The following is an 18,505-nucleotide window of genomic DNA, read 5'->3' on the forward strand; positions in this document are numbered from 1 at the left end:
TTTTTTTCATATTTGTACTTCATTAAGATTATTAATATCCCTCATTCTGAACCAAACTTCCATTTACACTCAAGTCTGAAGTAGGAATTGGGAAAACATTATATTTTTTATCCACACCAATACCTGTAATGACACCGCCTTTTTCAGCCCAAGTATATTTTGAATCGGTAAACAATCCATAGCGAATCAAATCGGTACGGCGAGTAGCTTCCCAATACATTTCACGAGCACGTTCATTCAAAATATTACCATATTTTATTGAGGTTTTTGTTCCACCTACCGCTGCTGTTGCAGTCAGCCAGTTAGCATCAATATCGTGGTCATGATTGCCGAATCCGCGGGCACGAAGTTCATTCACATAATTTACAGCATCCTGCATATTTCCTCCTTCACCACCGCGTGCAGTCGCTTCTGCATACATCAGATACACGTCAGCCAAACGAAAGAGAGGGAAATCTGTGTCTGGGAAAGTCGTATTCTTCCCAGCAGTTCCATCACTGGCCAGATTAGTATATTTGTAGACAGCCCATCCTTCTGTTGTAAAGGTAGTCTGAGCCATTGTTACGATATCAATACTACGGTTTTTGCTGTAAAATATACCACGTTTATCCAGGATATTGTCTGCTGTCCACTGATTCTCATCACTGGTTTCAAACTCGAATGAACGAACCAAATTTCCTGTTGATCTAAATCCATCCCATCCAGCATCACAACCATAAGTAGCCGGTCCTGACTCACTATTGGATCTGGAACCCAAAATAATGGCTCCAATTCCATAAGACTGAGCAGAAATACCATCAAAGCAAACAGGATAGATAATCTCTCTATTAGCTTTAGGATTCTCTCCATTGTCTGCCATAAACAATTCGGCATAATTTTCTGCCAACTGATAATTCTGACTGGATATGATATTATTACAGCGAGTAATACAGTCTTTATATCGGGAAGTTCCTGTATATACTTCTGCATTCAGATACATACGAGCCAACAGTGCATCAACAGCAGACTTTCCAGCATAACCATATACAGGTTTATCAGGTAAAGAATTATAAATTCCAGTCAGTTCTGATTCTATCCAATTGAATAACTCTGTACGACTCAGCTGAGCAGGGGCCAATGAATAATTGTTTTCTGTGATAAAAGGAGGACGTGCAAACAAATCCATCAATGCATAATAAGCCAGTGCACGGCAGAAACGAGCTTCAGCTGCATATTGTTCCTTATTGATTCCTTCTGGAGCATTTCCGATATTTTTCATAAAGTCATTTACCAAAGCAACGACATACATGCCTCTCTGATAAACACCTTCGATAGATTCCACTTGTGCAGTACTCCATGTAAGACCGTTAATAGATTTTACCCATGAATCATTCCATGCACACTTTGCTTCATCAGTAGTACCCACCTGCAGAGTATACCAGCAACGCAAGAATACAGTGTTACCGGGGTCTAGTCCACTAATATCAGAAGAGCCGGAGCCATCCTGTCCCGAAAGAGCCCATACAGAATAAATCTTATTCAATGCCTTTGTATAGCTTTCCGCATCAGAATAAGCCTTATCGGATGAAATTACCTGATTATCCAATGGAAATACATCCAAATCTCCCACACATCCGGTCAATGGCAACATAACCGATGCTATCAATGAAGCTGTTATATTTTTTATTTTCATAAGTCAAGCGTATTAAAAATTAAGATTAAGTCCAAGTGTAAATGTTCTGGGACGAGGCCAGATATTATTGTCAATACCCGTACCCGACATTTCAGGATCCATACCCGAATAGTTGGTGATAGTAAAGACGTTCTGCACTGATGCACTAATTCTTCCGGAAATCTTATCTGTAAAGAACTTTTTGAAAGAATATCCCAATGTGATATTATCCATCTTCAAGTAAGATGCATTTTCCAGAAACAGGTCACTACATTTCTGTTCAATTGTACTTGTAGCAGCAAAGCCAGTTGCATCAACTGCTGTCTTATACAAGTTAGACAAAGAGCCCTGGTTTCCGAAATTATTCAGAGAAGCATTATCTGCCACACTTGCATTAAATGCATAGTTTCCGATGCTGGCACGCAAGTTGAAACCCAAATCCCAGTTTTTATAAGTAAACTGTGAGTTCAATCCCATGTATACATCTGCTAAAGGACTCTTTCCTGTAAAATAGCGATCGGCATCCGTAATCTGTCCGTCACCATTGCGGTCTACCAATGCATTCTGAATGGGGTTACCATTTTCATCGTATACCTGCTGGAAGAGCCAGTAGCTATAAGGAGTGTTTCCCACCTGATGTCTTGACAGCACTACATTGGTTCCATAAGGAGCAGAACCAGCTACGATACCTTCGTAATCTGGATTGTAATTTGCAGTCAGCTGAGTAATCTCACTTGTGTTCCAAGTTACATTGTAACCCAATTCCCAAGAGAAATCTTTCGACTGAATAACCATTGCATTTACGTTAAACTCAACTCCGGAATTCTCCATTGTTCCCACATTGGCTGTAATCTGGTTCACAAAATTAGTTCCAGCAGGAGCACTTACTGTATTCAACAAATCTTTGGTTTTCTTTTTGTAAAATTCGATACTACCGTTAATACGGTTATTCAGGAAACCATAGTCGATACCAATGTTATAAGTAGTTGTTTCCTCCCATTTCAAGTCAGGGCTGTAGCCGTCTGGTTTCAACAAATAAGTACCATTGTACATAGTGTTGTTATTGGTACTGAACACATATTTGGTAAGATACATATAGTCACCGATTTCCTGCTGACCAGTCACACCATACCCCAAACGGATTTTCAAATTCGACAATACATCTGTAGTCTTTTTCATGAACGGCTCATTAATGATACTCCAAGCCAATGCCACAGATGGGAAAAGTCCCCAACGATTATTCTTACTGAATCTGGAAGAACCGTCACGACGCAAGGTAGCAGTAAGCAAATATCTATCCAGCACACCATAGTTCAAACGTCCAAAGAACGAGACCAGATAGTTTTCATAAGGAATTCTACGACTATCATTACGTACATAACGCTGCGTTTCTTTATTATAAGTCCATCCTTCTTTTTCACCGAAAGTATCAAAACCTACCACATTTGACTGTGTCTGAGTAAAGTTGCTATAATAAAAATGCTGCCATGAATAACCTGCCATAAAGTCGATGTTACTCTTAATGGCCTCTATATTTTTCTTATAGTTCAAATAAAAGTCCAACAAATGGTTTCTACGAAGGTTACTCCAACTTCCTCCCTGCCCTACATTAGTAAAGTCTGTGTCCTTTGCAGCTTGGAATGAACCTTGATTTACATAACTGTCACCTATAGTAGTAGCTACGTCATATCCCAAATTTAAGTTTACATGCAAGTCTTCCAGGAAATGAAACTTGTAATCCAGTTGTAAATTACCCAAACTACGTTTGGTAGTACCATGATTGTATACATCTTCCAACAAAGACAGCGGATTGACTCCTGCCAACTTATTTGCAGCATAAGAATATCCTCCATCTGCATTAGGAGTCACAACAGTCCAGTTATAATAATCATTGTAACCATAAGGTGCCTCTGTATATACAGGCTTAGTAGGATCATAGAAAGCCGCAGCTCCTACCGCTCCAGAATCTGCAAAACGGTTATTATTGATTGTACCTTTTACATTGATATCTACAGACAAATGCTCATCAAAGAATTTCGGATTCATATTAATGGCTCCGGTATATCTTTCATATTCTGATGTTTTCAATGTACCACGTTCTTTGTTGTAGCCAAATGATACACGGAAAGGTAAAAAGCCAGCCTTACCGGAGACAGCAATATTCTGGTCTGTACTCAAACCTCCCTGATAAATCTGATCCTGCCAGTCTGTAGCCTGATCTGGATACATATTCAAAATAGAATTAACAGCATCACCAGCTGTTGTACCTACAGGATACTGCTGTTGCATTGCCTGACGGAACTCGCCAGCACTCATTGTATTCAAACGCTTATAAGGATCTTTGTATGTATAGGTACTATTGTAAGCTACTTTAATCTTGCCTGTAGAACCTTTTTTAGTAGTGATAATAATGACACCGTTAGATGCACGAGAACCATAGATAGCGGTAGCAGAGGCATCTTTCAAAACGGTAAATGTTTCAATATCGTTAGGATTAATTGTTGCCAATGCATTCGATGTACCAGGAGCTGCATCATTGGATGTAGGGATACCATCAATCACAATCAAAGGATCATTACTTGCATTCAAAGACGCTCCGCTACGGATACGAATAGTTGCACCAGACCCCGGACCACCATCGCCTGACACAACAGACAATCCCGGAACTTTACCCTGCATCAACTCTTGAGGAGAAGTCACTGCACCTTTATTCATTTCTTCTGCTTTAATGGCAACAACCGAACCGCTCAAATCGCTTTTCTTCACAGAACCATAACCAATTACAACTACATCATCAAGCATTTCTGAATCATCCTTCAGAATTACATTCATCATAGCTGCAGCAGGCAACTCCTGAGTTTTATATCCAATAAAGGAAATAACTACAATATCTCCCTTATTAGCATTTAACGTAAAATTACCATCAAAGTCGGTAATAGTACCATTGGTAGTGTTTTTCACCAATACGTTTGCACCGATAACCGGCTCACCGGTATTATCTTTCACCACACCCTTAACTGTAATGCCTTGTGCAAAGGCTTGTACAGAGAGTAAAACTCCTACTAACCATAATAGCAAGAACTTACTCATTTTTTTCATTCCTTCTATTTTCATATTATTAAATTAAAGTATTAGAATATTATCGTAATAAATACCTATTGAAAACGATACGAATCTCAACCTTTTCAAATAAGATAATTTTTTATTCCTTACCTTATATAAACATCAATAAACCAAATCTATATAATATCATAGGAAGACAAAGCCAGTGTCCTCCTATGATAAAGAGTTCTTACTTTGTTTATTTTATTTCCTTAATAGAAATAGCGTATCCGCCTCCTATGGCAGCTTTCAGAGTCAATTTACTCTTATTGCTTACCTTTTTCTTGGTGATAGTATAAGCCTGTGGATTGGTTTCCCAATTAGCATCTTTTGCGTCGGCATAAATAGTTGCTTCATACTTCTTTCCCGGTTGAAGGAAATCCAATGCCAATTTCGATTCATGACCATTGTAGCCAGCAGTACAGCCTACATACCAGTCGTTTGTGCCTTTTGCGCGACGGGCAATAGTAATATACTCACCCGGCTCTGCTTCCAGATATTTGCTTTCATCCCAATCAATCGCTACATCCTTAATGAACTGGAAAGCATCCATGAAACGTTCATAATTCTCCGGAATATCTGCCGCCATTTGCAATGGGCTATACATCGTTACATACAACGCCAACTGACGAGCCAAAGTAGAACGGACACGAGAATTATTATTCGGATTCATCTTACTGCAATCAGTTTCAAAAATACCCGGAGTATAATCCATCGGACCTCCAATTAATCGGGTAAACGGCAGGATAGTAGTATGATTCACTTTATTTCCACCGAACGATTCATATTCAGTACCACGAGCAGACTCATTACCGATAAGGTTAGGATATGTACGGCAAAGGCCTGTAGGACGTACCGCTTCGTGCGCATTAACCATAATCTTATAATCTCCAGCCTTAGTTACAGCATACAAATAATGGTTTACCATCCATTGTCCATAATGATGTTCGCCACGTGGAATAATATCGCCTACATATCCGCTCTTCACAGAATTGTATCCGTTATCTACCATAAACTGATAAGCCTGATCCATATGACGTTCATAATTACGTACAGAAGCAGAAGTTTCATGATGCATCATCATCTTCACACCTTTATCTGCTGCATAACGATGAATTTCTTTCACATCAAAATCCGGATACGGAGTTACAAAATCGAACACATAGTCTTTACTCTTTCCAAACCAGTCTTCCCATCCTTCATTCCATCCTTCAACCAGTACTGCATCAAAACCGTGTGCTGCGGCAAAATCAATATAACGTTTTACATTTTCAGTGTTAGCAGAGTGTTTACCATTTGGTTTGGTATTCTTATAATCTGTTTCTCCCAGTTTTACACTTGAAAGTTCATCTGTATAAGCCCAACTTCCCTTACCGGTAATCATATCCCACCATACTCCGACATATTTCACCGGCTTAATCCAAGAAGTATCGGCATATTTACAAGGTTCATTCAAATTCAATGTCATGCGTGAAGCCAGAATATTACGGGCATCATCACTCACAATCACTGTACGCCAGGGGGAATGACACGGAGTCTGCATATATCCCTTATCACCTTTAGCATCTGGAGTAAGCCATGATTCAAACACCATATTCTTATCGTCCAGATTTAAATGCATACAAGAATAATCTACCAAAGCAGCCTCATGCAAGTTAATATACAAGCCATCTTCTGTTTTCATCATCAAAGCTGTCTGTACTCCTGTAGGTGAGAATACAGTCTGTGAAGAATTAGGAGTAACCGCTTCTTTCATGCGCTCTCTGATTTCAGACAACTTAGAAACTGTATAATCATATTCCTGTGTATCATAATCTCCCGGAATCCAAAAAGCAGTATGGTCTCCTGCCATTGCAAACTGAGAATGCTCTTCTTTGATTACAAAATAATTCAGATTCTTTTGCTGTGGGAACTCGTAACGGAAACCTAAACCATCGTTGAACAGACGGAAGCGAATCACCATTTTCCGATCATTCATAGCCTGATTCAAGGTTACAGCCAATTCATTATAATGGTTACGGATGCTGCTTTCTTCTCCCCATACCGGAGTCCATGTTTCATCGAAAGTGGCAGTCTGAGTATCAGCTACAGTAAATCCGTTCATCAGGTTAGTTTTAATATCCAGCTGATCTTTATCAGTCCGCTCTGTCCATTCAAAGTCTGTTTTTTTATCAGCATCTTCCTTTTTCAGTTCAAGTCCCAATGTACTCGGTTTAATTACAACCTTGTTTTTAAAATACAAATCGTATACAGGAGCCCCAGCCTGATTCAGACTGAAATTCATGACTAAGTTACCGTCCGGCGAAGTCAGTTTCTGCGCATTTGCCAACAAGGCACAGCAGAATAAAGTTGCAAAGGTTAAATGTTTTTTCAAATTCATAGTTCTTCAAGTATTAAAGGGCCAACGTTATCAGAACGTGTATTGCAAAGCTATCGGGTCTGATTACTTGTTATACCCCTCAGAATAAAAATATAAATCAAAACCTCTTTATATAATCAATAATAGATTATTATTCAAATAGTTACACTTCACTAAAAGGAACAATAATATAAACCTGTTAGAAACACAAAATCAATGTTTCCCGTGACTGTAAAGACAGTTTATCCACCAGATTTACAGTTTTTCCTGTCAGGAAATCAGTAGCCTGCTGCGAAGACAGACTTTCTTTATAAGGAGCCAAATTCAAGACCTGTTCTTTATCAGTTCCATTCATAATCACTACAACCGATTTTCCCTGATAACTACGTTCGTACACATACACTCCATTTGCAATAGAATAGTGTTTCAAGCTACCTTTTCCTATTACATCGTTATTCTTTCTCCACTGCAAAAGTTTACGGGTATAATCGAAAGCCTCGTTTTGCAATTCAGTACGTCCGGCAGCTGTAAAGCAATTAATCGGGTCACCTGCCCATCCACCAGGAAAATCACAACGCAAATAGCCATCTCCTTGTCCTTTATCTGCAGCCATCAGAATTTCTGTTCCATAATAAATCTGAGGAATACCACGAGTTGTCAACAAAAAGGCCATTGCCTGTTTATAACGGTTCAAGTTCTTTGTATCTTCTGCTTTTTTATAGAAACGAGAAGTATCGTGATTATCCAGAAAAATCAAAAGATTCATAGGATTAGCATATACCAAATCCTGAGTCTGATAATCATACAAACGGAACAAACCATTGGCCCAGTCGGTTGTTTCTTCGTCAAAAGCCTGATTCATCAGACTCTGCAAAGGAAAGTCCATTACAGTAGGCAAATTAGAATTCTTTGGAGCTGCCAATTTGCTATCTTTCTGCCAATAAGATACCAGCACATTACTATTCAGCCATGTTTCCCCCACAATATTGAAATAAGGATATTCATCCAGCACTTCTTTACACCATTCCGACATAAAATCGAAATCAGCATACGGATGCGTGTCCTGACGAATACCATTTATCCCCGCATATTCAATCCACCAGATACTACTCTGAATCAAATAGCGTGCTACATGACGGTTACGCTGATTTAAATCTGGCATCACCTGAGTAAACCAACCATCTGTCGCAATCTTGCGTTCATACTCACTGGCATGTATATCCATCACACTGGCTGTTTTAAACGAAGTCTGCACATACTGCGATTTAAAGTTGAACCAGTCCTTAGACGGTTTATCCTTAAACAAATAGTTTTCACTTCCACAGTGATTAAAAATCATATCCATTACGACCTTCAATCCCTTTTCATGTGATTTTTCAACCAATTGCTTAAAGTCATCATTAGAACCAAAGCGACGGTCAAGCTGATAGTAATCAGTAATTGCATATCCATGATAAGATCCCTCCGGCATATCATTCTCCTGTGTCGGATTCAACCAGATTGCAGTTACACCCAAATCAGCAATATAGTCGAGATGTTCAGAGATTCCCTGAAGATCTCCCCCATGACGACCATACTGTTCAGTGCGGTCAACTTTATTTTCCAGCATACCCGGTATCACATCATTGTCTGGATTTCCGTTTGCAAAACGGTCTGGCATTATCAGGTAAAGTACATCACTCGATGTAAATCCCTCTATATCTGTTCCCTTACGAGTACGCTGTTTCAGTTCATAAGGCACCACAGTAGTTTTCCGTCCCTGCTTCAAACAAATATCAAATGTTTGAGGAGTAGCATCAGATAAGTCTACATACAATAACAAATAGTTAGGATTCTCTTGTTTGACAACCTCCTTCAATTCCACATTCTTACTAGAAAGTGTTACTTCAGAAGATGCAATATTATCCCCATACAATAAAATCTGTAATTCAGGATTCTTCATTCCTGCCCACCAGAAAGTCGGAGCAATTTTTTTGATTGTTGCCGTACGAGTGGCAGAGTGTCCACTTAGAAAAGAAAGTACAGCCATAATGATTAATAGTGTTTGTTTCATGATATAGGTATTTGGTTTGATGCAAATGTATAGGCTTTCTCTACAAGGTACTTTTCATACAATAAAAATATAAACAGGTAATACGCATAAATCATTATTATTCAAGTATATAATAAATAGATACATTGCTAATATTATAAATGAAAAAGAAAAGTTTTTCCATGCCAGACAATATCTTATTTGAGAATTATTATATATTTGCATAAATCAAATGCAGACAAGATACTATGAGAGCATATTCATTACTCCTATTCGGGTTTATAAATGTATGGTTCGCTTCTATCCATGCACAATCTGTGTCACTTCAACAAGTATTGAATGAATTAGATCGAGTAATCTTACAAAAAGAGATTTATCACTCCCAACGCGAAGAAAACATTCAGAATCTAAAAGAACGTTTGCAGCATTCTTCAGATATATGGGAAAAATACAATTTGTGCGGCTCCTTATTTTATGAATATCTCCATTATCAAGCCGACTCCTCCTTATATTATATCAACGGAAAATCCAAGATTCTGCCAGAATTAAACCGCCCTGACTTAAAAAACGAAATTATCATCAATCGTGCCGAAGTCATGGGAGTGATGGGTATGTACAACGAAGCCTTACTGGAATTGCAGAAGATAAATCCCCATGAACTGGAAAAAGGAGCACTCGACTACTATTACCGCACTTATCGTGCCTATTACGGTTGGATTGCCGACTATACAGCCGAAGCCTCTGCCAAAAGGAAGTATTTGAAACAAACAGACTTATACAGAGATTCTATCCTGCTCCTTTCTTCTCCAGGACCCGATTGTGATATTGTTTTCGCAGAGAAAAAATTATTATACAATAAACCAGACGAAGCCATCACTCTGCTCAAACAGCTGAGTTCACAGCCACAAAGCATGCAAAAGTTGGCCTATATTAATTACACTTTGTCCGAAGCCTATGAGGTAAAGAAAGACGTAGAAAAACAAATGTATTACTTGGCACAGACAGCCATACTCGACATGAAAATGGCTGTCCGGGAATATGCTTCTTTACAGAAACTGGCCCGTTTAATCTACGAACAAGGAGACTTGGAAAGGGCTTACAGATACCTGAACTGTTCTATGGAAGATGCCGTAGCATGCAATGCCCGCCTCCGGTTTCTGGAAGTAACTGAAGTATATCCTATTATTGACAAAGCATACAAGGTAAAAGAAGCTGAAGAACAGGCTATTACCAAAAAACTTCTTATCTGTATCAGCTTACTGGCATTTCTGCTTATCGTTGCCACATTCTATCTTTATTATTGGATGAAAAAACTGTCGGCCATGCGAAAAAGTCTCTACGAAAGTAATACTCAATTAGTAGCAGTCAACAGCAAATTAGCACAAACCGGAAAAATCAAAGAAGAATACATTGCACGCTATTTAGACCGTTGCGTAAGTTATCTGGAAAAACTGGAACAGTACAGGCGTTCATTAGAGAAACTGGCTATGGCTTCTAAAATAGAAGAATTGTTCAAAACCATTCGTTCCGAACAGTTTTTACGCGACGAAAGAAAGAGTTTCTACAATGAGTTCGACAAATCATTCTTAAACCTCTTTCCCAATTTTATCAACGACTTTAACAATTTATTATCAGAAGACGGAAAAATTTATCCTAAATCAGGTGAACTTTTAAATACAGAACTTCGTATATTTGCACTGATTCGTTTGGGAGTAACCGATGCAGCCCGTATTGCCCACTTTTTAGGTTACTCTTTAGCCACTGTTTACAATTATCGCAGTAAGATTCGAAATAAAGCCATTGGCGATAAAGAGAATTTCGAACAGGAGGTAATGAATCTGTAAGGCAAGGAAATACATATACATAATATTACCATGAAAAAAATACCTGATTTAAATTTCTGGAAACTGTGGAACATCAGTTTCGGGTTTTTCGGTGTGCAAATAGCCTACGCCTTACAAAGTGCAAACATTAGTCGTATATTCTCTACTTTAGGAGCCGACCCTCACAGTTTAAGTTATTTCTGGATACTGCCTCCTTTAGCGGGAATCATCGTGCAACCTATTATCGGTGCTTTAAGCGACAAAACCTGGTGCCGTTTCGGACGACGGATTCCTTATCTGTTTGTAGGAGCCCTGATTGCCGTACTGGTAATGTGTCTTCTTCCCAATGCCGGCAGTTTCGGTATGGGAGTATCGGCAGCTATGATTTTCGGTCTGATTTCACTGATGTTTTTGGATACTTCCATCAACATTGCCATGCAGCCTTTTAAAATGATGGTGGGCGATATGGTAAACGAAAAGCAGAAAGGGCTTGCCTATTCCATTCAAAGTTTTCTATGCAATGCCGGAAGTTTAGCCGGTTATCTCTTCCCTTTTATTTTTGCAGCGATTGGTATCAGCAATATAGCTCCTAAAGGTGTCATTCCAGATTCTGTCATCTACTCTTTCTACATTGGAGCAGCCATCCTTATTCTTTGTGTAATTTATACGACTGTAAAAGTAAAAGAATATCCTCCCCAACTTTATGCCGAATATCACGGAATTACCAAAGAGGCAGAACAGGAAAAAACCAATGTATTCAAATTACTGGTAAAAGCCCCCAAAGCCTTTTGGACAGTGGGTTTGGTACAGTTCTTCTGCTGGGCTGCTTTCATGTTCATGTGGACCTATACCAACGGAACCATTGCTGCCAATGTATTCAACACTCCGGCTATAGAGTTGGTAAAGGACGGAGTGACTCACATGGTTCTCGATACACAATCTCTGCAATACCAGACTGCGGGCGACTGGGTAGGTATTCTCTTTGCAGTACAAGCCATCGGTTCTGTAATTTGGGCTGCTACCATGCCGTCTATTAAAAACCGTAAATTCGCCTACGCACTGAGTTTAGTATTGGGAGGAATCGGATTCATATCCATTCTTTTTATTCACAACCAGTACATGTTGTTTGTATCCTTCCTGCTTATCGGATGTGCATGGGCAGCCATGTTGGCTATGCCGTTCACGATTCTGACCAACGCACTCACCGGAGGGCATATGGGCACCTATTTAGGACTATTCAACGGCACAATCTGTGTACCCCAGATTATAGCAGCTGTTGCAGGAGGATGGATTTTAAAACTGTTCACAACCGAAGGGCAGATTGCTCCAGAAGTCAACATGCTTGTACTGGCAGGAGTACTGCTTATTATCGGTGCATTATGCGTGTCTATCATCAAAGAACATAAAGAATCTGCCGAAGGATAAGGAATCATCATTTTTTTTTCGGATATTTGTAGATATTTTGAAAAACAATAATTTATAAACATCAACCTAACGTATGAAAGTAAAATCGTTATTAGCTATTGCAGCTGCATGTGTATTAGGCATGACCTCGTGTAACAGCGGGGCTGTAAAAACTATTCCGGTATACGGATGGCAAGGTGAAGGAGAAGACGCCACTGAAGCTTCCATTCAGGCCGATTTCAAGAAATGGAAAGACCACGGACTGGTAGGTATGTGTTACAATGCCGGTGGATTCAATGTAGAAAAGCACACCCGTGCTGCTAAAATTGCTCATGCCAACGGCCTGGAATATCATGCATGGATTCCAGCTATGCTGAAAGGAGATGCCGATTCTACCTGGTATGCCGTAAACCGTAAAGGTGAATCAGCCTACAACGTACAGGCTTATGTTCCTTACTACAAATGTATGTGTCCGAACAATCAGGATGTAATCAACTACCTGGTAACCGAATATGGCAAGATTGCAGATATTCCTGAAGTAGACTTCGTTCATCTGGATTATATCCGCTACGTAGATGTTATTCTGGCTCGTGGCTTGTGGGACAAATACGGACTGGTGATGAACGAAGAATATCCTACTGCCGACTATTGCTACTGCGACAAGTGTGTAGCTGATTTCAAGGCTGAAAGTGGTATTGATATCAAGGCTGTAGAAGATCCTTCTACTTGCCAGGAATGGAAAGAATTCCGTTATCACAAGATTACCGACCTGGTAAACAAGATTGCAGATGCAGTACATGCTAAAGGAAAGAAAGTAAGTGCGGCTGTATTCCCTGGTCCGGAATCGTATGCCAAGAAACTGGTTCGCCAGGAATGGAACAAATGGAACATTGATGCTTTCTTCCCGATGAACTACAATGACTTCTATCTGGAACCAGCTTCATGGGTAGGTAAAGTAACTAAAGAAGAAGTAGAATCTGTAAACGGTAAAGCTCCGGTATATAGTGGCTTGTTCATCTGTCGCGACTGGCAGAACAAAGCCAACATCAAAGATCCGGAAGGACACGGTTTGATTCCATCTGAAATCGGTGAAGCTGTACGCGGATCTATCGAAGCAGGTGCAGCAGGTGTAGCTCTCTTCATCCCGTCGAACATGACTGATGAACACTGGGCTGAATTTGAAAAAGCCATCCAAGTGAAAGAATAATCGTAGTACTAACCATAACGAAACGGCTGCAAGCTCAAAAAGAACTTGTAGCCGTTTATATTTACGAATATATGACTTATTTACTAGTAATAACTATTATATAAGGTTTTAACCCATTTTTCACATTAGTAACTAATACTTCATCCTCAACTGTCACACTACACATATTCTGAGTACCAGTATCAATAGAACGTTGCAATACAGTTATCGTATGCTCTTCCGTGTCTCCAAATACAGATGGGCACATAATCTTATATGTGAAAGGATAATAAATATCTTCGGACAACCCCAATGGATCTTCTTTCTCGAATCCTACATTACTAACAGCATGTATCCAAAAAATATTATGGCCATCTTCTCTTTTTATCACAAAGCACCCCAACTGTCGATTATCTTCTAATCCATTCATAAAAAAACGGGCACTAAAATCTTCTACAGAAGTCATATACAATGTTCCCTCCTCATTTGCAGGAAATAAATTTATTTCTGATGTCAAATCTTGTTTTTTATCATTTTCAAAAGTCAAATATAAATTATGATCTGTATACGACCCTATTCTCTTAGGTACTTCATCTATCAGTACCTCTTCATCATTACAAGCTGAAAAAAACAGCAACATACTAAACAACAATAAAATACTTCTCATAGATAATATAATTAAGATATACAAAGAATACCAAACTCACCGGCATATTCGCCATAGTCTATATCAAAAATAGATTCATACCATCCATTAGCAGATGTAATAGAATCATCTATAGTACCTTCATCCGAAAATGCCAATATAGGATTATAAAGTTTAGTGGCACTCACTATTACAAAACCCTTCCTAAAATTCACAACATAAGCGATAGGCGTATTTTCTTTACCCACAACCGTTTTAATAGATTTTACTTCAGAATTTCTATCAGAACGACTATTGTCTTGATTCTGAAATAATAAAGCTACTTTTTGAGCATCATTAGGAGTTAAATCAACAGTTTCTTTGTCAATCAGTAACAAAGATTCTTTTGCTAATGGAGCTTTTATTGAACAATCAGTCTGCAAAACTTCTTCTTTTTGACATGCAAAAAAGAAGAAGAAACTCACTAAAAAGGGGAAAAGATTTGCTTTCATAAAATACATCATTAAATAAAACTCTACTTGATAAGGACTTATCATTCAAAGCATAGACATCCTATGTATAATCTCCTCCTTTCTATGCATAGGGAAAAATATTCTCACTTAATCTATATAAACTTTAGTACTTCATGGTTTTGGAAAGATAAAAAAAAATAATTTTTATACAAACTTTATCTATAAAATATGCTGAAGAAAAAGATTTCACAGCATTATGAAAAAGTTGAAATATAATATTTATCCATTTTTCTTTTTAAGCCTTTCAAATTTTGTCGTAGCACATAATAACACATTACATTTTTATCGTAAGTCAACCCGACTTATGACTTTGACAAAATGATACAATGTCTCCCCCTCCTTTTTCTCATTTCTCACTATTTACAAAATGTCAATTCAGATGCTTCTACACGGCATTATTTGACCACCGGCACAGAAGTCGTGGAAAATTCGGTTGTTTTTCGGCCTTTATAAAATACAGAAAGACAGAAATTACAGCCTTTATCCTTCTAAACAACATAAAGAATAGTCTACACCAGACACCGGAATCGAAAAATCAAGGGAAAAGCAGCCTTTTATCATTTCAAAAAATGAAGAGAATCTGCTTCGAAAAAGCACCGGAAATCCCCCGAAAACAGGTAAAAACCAACAAAAGGAAGCATCAGTCAACGCGACTAATCGCGTAAGGCAACGATTCTAGTACCGTCAGCCCTCGTTACAAGTATTGTTGCCGCTTGATAAAGGTCGTATTTTCCTTCGGGAAAGGCTTCATAAACCTGTCCTATAACATATTTCAAGGAGGTTTTCCGATTCTAAAAAGGAGTTTTTATCGCCGTGAGCGAACTTTTTATTCAAAATACGAGTTATCGGGAAAGAACATTTTCTTATTTTTTAATATAAAAACTCCATTTTACCTACCAATATGATATTTACCAAAAGATAAAAAAAGTGGTTGCCACCACACGTGCGACAACCACTTGCTATCATAAAAATCTGTCACTTCTAACGACCGCTTTCGGCAATCATGCTACGTATTTTTTCGTTGAAAGCATCCTGCTTCATCAGTTCTTCCAGCGTGATGTGCATACGCCAGCGCCAGTAATGTTTCGGATTGGCCGGTACATTGATACGCTCAATTTCAATATCCGGATTACGAAGCGATTCGTCCATCGCCGTCCAATCTTGCCAGGTAAGAATACAAAGCATGGACGGACTGTATAAATGACGGCGTACCACTTCCTCACACAGCCAACCCGGAGCATGTTCCGGTAAATCTCCCCAATGACCTAACTCACGATAATAGAAAGATTCTGTTACACTACGGTCTTCCTCCCACCATCCGCGGAAGGTAGACATATCGTGTGTACCGATAGTACATACCGAGCGGAATGGATATTCGCTGACGTGCCCAAACTCATGTTCAGGATTTTTGGGCATACGTTGTATCTCCAAGGACAGAATCTGCAACTGATCCATTACCCAAGGCACACAGTCGGGCACCATACCCAAGTCTTCTCCACATACCAGCATGGAAGTAGACTGCGTCAGTACCGGCAGTTTCTTCATGGCTTCCCGATACCAGAAATCATTATGACGCTGATAATAATAGTGATTGTACAGGCGGTTGAACGCTTCCTGTTCCTGTCCGGTAAGCTGACGATATACAAAATCGTTCTGCACGGCAATGCGCGGATGATACATTTCCGGATTATCACGGTCTACCACAAACAGCACATCGCTAATGAGTGAGTACAATCCTTCTTTCAGATCAAGATCAGCCTCATCTGTTTTTCCTGCAAAATAAGCCTCAACCTTACGTTGCGTATCAAACTCCGGACGCATCTCGTAGATATCGTGATGTACATGCTGTACAAAAGTCTGACGAACCTCTTCGCTCCGTTCGCCAAACATGGTATTCAATATATAGTCGTTGATAAACGGTTTCGTCATGAATTCCGGCTGAAAACGTAAACCAAAACTCTGGATTTCCTCCTTACTCATAGGCAAAGAAGGGACAAACTGTCCTAACAGGCCATGCACAGAGTGGACTGGAATCTCCCAAATACGGAAGAATCCCAAAATATGGTCGATACGGTAAGCTGTAAAATATTCTGCCATCTTACAGAAACGGCGGCGCCACCATTGATAATTATCCTTCTCCATCACATTCCAGTTGTAGGTTGGCATTCCCCAGTTCTGGCCTTTGGTAGAGAAAGCATCGGGTGGAGCACCAGCCTGTCCGTTCATGTTAAAGTAATAGGGTTCTACCCAGGCTTCCACACTGGTACGACTGATACCTATTGGTATATCTCCTTTGACAATCACTCCACGGCTACGACCATAATTGCAGGCATCGAGCAACTGGATATGGAGCTCATACTGCACAAAATAATGGAATGCAATTTCCGGATAAGCTTCGCTGTCGGATGCACAAAGTGCCTGTACCTTTTCTTCATCGTACACACTATATTCTCCCCATTGATGGAAATCGGGGGTTCCGAAACGATCGCGCAAATAACAGAATGCCGCATAAGGCATCAGCCATTCTTCGTTATCGTGGAAGAAACTGCGAAGCCCTTCGGAAGCCAATATCAGTTCTTTTTCCTGCTGGAAAACGGCTTTCAGATAAGTTTGTTTCAGGCGATTCACTTCTTCGTAATCTACTTGTGGCAACGCATTCAGCCGAATACGCTCTTCTTCCATTTGCTTGGCGAGTTTCCAGTCGTTCAACACGGGCAACTGACGCAAATCGACAAACATAGGATGAAATGCATAAATAGAAATACTGCTATACGGATACGAATCAGTCCACGTACCAGTCATTGTAGTATCATTGATAGGCAGAATCTGCACAGCTTGTTGCCCGGTTTCGGCAGCCCAGGTGATAAAGTGCTTTAAGTCACCAAAGTCGCCGACTCCAAAACTGCCTTCCGAACGAAGTGAAAATACCGGAATGGCACTACCTGCAATCTTACGTTGCGGAAGATTGAAGAACACTTCAGTTTCCATCGGCAGGTAAGTTTCACCACGCAGAAGTGGCTGAATATGGAATATACGGTTGGAACCGCATTCCCATTCTTCTACAGCTCCAGTTTCTACATTGATGGCCACAAATTTATATTCGAAAGTATATCGAAGAGAGGCGGCATCCAATGTAAGATGCCATACATTAGGCTGTACTTCCATCATCCGCAACGGACGGCAATATTCCCAGTTTCCCAATGCATCGCAGCTTCCTATAAGACCGAGTGCCTGTTTCTTCACACTAAGACCCGGACAAAGAGCACGGAAAGTGATACAACTACCTACTCCATCGGATAATTTGTTAGGTTGCTGAGGTACATAAATGCCATTAAAAGCCGAACTGTAGCGATATGATTCTGCGGGTAAATCTCTCCAACAATCGCATAGAATCAAATGACTTTGTTGAGCATTCCCGATACAAAAGGAATGCGATATAGCTCCAAGTTCTTTACGGATACAGACTCCGTCGCGGAAAACACCGTACCGGTAGGTTACAAGTGAATCTCCTTCCGGAAGCCGGCATTCGGCAGTGCCCTGCCATTCGTTCCCGTCTTTAGTAGACAGTTCGATGACTTCCTCATTCAAGATTACACAAAGATATTCCCCCCACACCGTACGATACTGAATGCGAAAAGTTAGTTTCATATTTTTCTGAGGTATTAGTTTATCTTTTTCTCAAAAGTAATGAAATAATACAGAAGTTCACTTTCCCATGAAAGAAAATATAAGTGAAAACAAGTATAAATCGTGCTCAGAACACCTTGTAGGGCATAAACAGAAACTAAAA

General features: G+C 39.6%; 10 protein-coding genes. 3 read left to right on the forward strand and 7 right to left on the reverse strand.

Going from position 1 to position 18,505, the window contains the following annotated elements; genetic code table 11:
* Window positions 1–31: 31 nt before the first annotated feature.
* From WKU26_RS04995 to WKU26_RS05010, 4 genes are all read right to left on the reverse strand, one after another.
* Complete coding sequence (locus WKU26_RS04995; RefSeq protein ID WP_340321129.1) at window positions 32–1,672, reverse strand: RagB/SusD family nutrient uptake outer membrane protein; 1,641 nt, start codon at window positions 1,670–1,672, stop codon at window positions 32–34.
* Between the two features lie 12 nt (window positions 1,673–1,684).
* Entirely contained in the window at window positions 1,685–4,765 is a 3,081-nt protein-coding gene (locus WKU26_RS05000) for a SusC/RagA family TonB-linked outer membrane protein (RefSeq protein WP_445323216.1), read from the reverse strand.
* 187 nt (window positions 4,766–4,952) lie between these two features.
* Window positions 4,953–7,133 (reverse strand): glycoside hydrolase family 97 protein, encoded by a 2,181-nt coding sequence (locus tag WKU26_RS05005; RefSeq protein WP_340321130.1) that lies wholly within the window; start codon window positions 7,131–7,133, stop codon window positions 4,953–4,955.
* A gap of 178 nt (window positions 7,134–7,311) precedes the next feature.
* Window positions 7,312–9,165: a glycoside hydrolase family 13 protein gene (locus tag WKU26_RS05010; protein WP_340321131.1), complete on the reverse strand. Its 1,854-nt coding sequence runs from the start codon at window positions 9,163–9,165 to the stop codon at window positions 7,312–7,314.
* A 227-nt stretch (window positions 9,166–9,392) separates the two neighbouring features.
* Between WKU26_RS05010 and WKU26_RS05015 the strand changes: the two genes are divergently transcribed.
* The 3 genes from WKU26_RS05015 (at window position 9,393) to WKU26_RS05025 (ending at window position 13,578) form a co-directional block, all read left to right on the forward strand.
* Complete coding sequence (locus WKU26_RS05015) at window positions 9,393–10,988, forward strand: DUF6377 domain-containing protein (protein ID WP_340321132.1); 1,596 nt, start codon at window positions 9,393–9,395, stop codon at window positions 10,986–10,988.
* A gap of 30 nt (window positions 10,989–11,018) precedes the next feature.
* Window positions 11,019–12,392 carry an MFS transporter gene (locus WKU26_RS05020; protein WP_340321133.1) on the forward strand — a complete coding sequence of 458 codons (1,374 nt, stop codon included), beginning with the start codon at window positions 11,019–11,021 and terminating at the stop codon, window positions 12,390–12,392.
* Window positions 12,393–12,465: 73 nt separating this feature from the next.
* Entirely contained in the window at window positions 12,466–13,578 is a 1,113-nt protein-coding gene (locus tag WKU26_RS05025; protein WP_340321134.1) for a hypothetical protein, read from the forward strand.
* Window positions 13,579–13,654: 76 nt separating this feature from the next.
* Here the strand turns inward: WKU26_RS05025 and WKU26_RS05030 are convergent, their stop codons facing one another.
* The 3 genes from WKU26_RS05030 to WKU26_RS05040 all read right to left on the reverse strand — a co-directional run bounded on the left by WKU26_RS05030 (window position 13,655) and on the right by WKU26_RS05040 (window position 18,363).
* Window positions 13,655–14,224, reverse strand: a complete 570-nt coding sequence (locus WKU26_RS05030; RefSeq protein ID WP_340321135.1) for a hypothetical protein — start codon at window positions 14,222–14,224, stop codon at window positions 13,655–13,657.
* Between the two features lie 11 nt (window positions 14,225–14,235).
* Window positions 14,236–14,694: a Spi family protease inhibitor gene (locus tag WKU26_RS05035; RefSeq protein WP_340321136.1), complete on the reverse strand. Its 459-nt coding sequence runs from the start codon at window positions 14,692–14,694 to the stop codon at window positions 14,236–14,238.
* Window positions 14,695–15,696: 1,002 nt separating this feature from the next.
* Window positions 15,697–18,363: a 4-alpha-glucanotransferase gene (locus WKU26_RS05040; protein ID WP_340321137.1), complete on the reverse strand. Its 2,667-nt coding sequence runs from the start codon at window positions 18,361–18,363 to the stop codon at window positions 15,697–15,699.
* Between the last annotated feature and the right edge of the window lie 142 nt (window positions 18,364–18,505).

Origin of the sequence: Phocaeicola sp. HCN-40430 (genome assembly GCF_037890285.1) — a bacterium.
Lineage (GTDB): Bacteria > Bacteroidota > Bacteroidia > Bacteroidales > Bacteroidaceae > Phocaeicola > Phocaeicola acetigenes.